This window comes from Micromonospora sp. NPDC049799 (assembly GCF_040656655.1).
Lineage (GTDB): Bacteria > Actinomycetota > Actinomycetes > Mycobacteriales > Micromonosporaceae > Micromonospora.
On record NZ_JBFAMU010000899.1, the window covers coordinates 1 to 1,122 of the forward strand.

At 75.2% G+C, this 1,122-nt stretch carries 2 protein-coding genes; both read left to right on the forward strand.

Annotated elements, in window-relative coordinates:
• A partial coding sequence (locus tag AB0I76_RS30460; RefSeq protein ID WP_357042758.1) for a 4a-hydroxytetrahydrobiopterin dehydratase occupies positions 1-403 on the forward strand: 403 nt, incomplete at its 5' end.
• Between the two features lie 87 nt (positions 404-490).
• On the forward strand, positions 491-1,122 hold a 632-nt coding region (locus AB0I76_RS30465; RefSeq protein WP_357042760.1), incomplete at its 3' end, for a fused MFS/spermidine synthase.

Below are 1,122 nucleotides of genomic sequence, written 5' to 3' on the forward strand. Positions count from 1 at the left end.
TGAGGCGTCGAAGGACCGTGGGATTGCGGCCGGTGAGGGCCGCTCCGACCCGGTCGGCTCGCCAGTCGTAGGCCATCTCGTGGAGGCCAGCCGGACCCCGCCGCTGCGCGGCGACGAGCTCAACGAGGCGCTGAACGGGTTGCCGTACTGGTCGGGCGACGGGCAGGCGCTCACGCGGACGGTCGAACTGCCGCCGGACAACCTGGACCGGGTCCTCGACCGGCTGGACCGGCTCCGGGTGGAGACCGGTCGCGGTCCGCGCATCGGCCGGCCCGACGCGACGACCGCCGTGCTGACCGTACGGTCCCGGCAGGCCGGTGCGGTGACCGCCCAGGACGTCGACCTGGCCCACACGATCGACGACGCGATCGACGAGGCGGGCGCCGGGATGGCGAGCGGCTGACCCGCACCTTCCCGACAGCGTTCGGCGGGCCGGTGGGTGTACGCCCACCGGCCCGCCGCCGACGCGTGATGGTCTAGCGTGCCCCGCATGGACCGCGCCGACGAACGGCTGCAGCTGGTCGCCGACCCAGCCCGCCCGACCGGGCGCCTGCTGCTCGCCGACGGTGTCGAACAGTCCTACGTGGACCTCGCCGACCCCCGGCACCTGCACTTCGAGTACGTCCGGCGGATGGCCGCCGTCGCGGACCTCGTGGCGCCGGCCGGTCGGCCCCTGGAGGTCCTGCACCTGGGCGGCGGCGCGTTGACTCTCCCTCGCTACCTGACCGCGACCCGGCCCGGGTCGCACCAACGGGTGGTCGAGCGGGACCCCACGGTCGTCGACCTGGTGGCCCGTGAGCTGCCCGCCCTGTCCGGCGACGTGACCGTGCAGGTCGCCGACGCCCGCGCGGCGGTCACCGCCGCCCCCACCGGCCGGTACGACCTGGTGCTCGCCGACATCTACCGGGCCGCCCGGATGCCGGCGCACGTCGCCGGCGTCGAGTTCGTGACCGAGGTGGCCCGCACCCTGCGCCCCGACGGCGTGTACCTGGTGAACGTGACCGACCTGCCCCCGCTGGTCTTCGCCCGGGTGCAGGTGGCGACCCTGCGGGCCGTCTTCGGCGACGTGTGCCTGGTCGCCGACCGGCGGATGCTGCGCGGCCGGCGGTACGGCAACGTGGT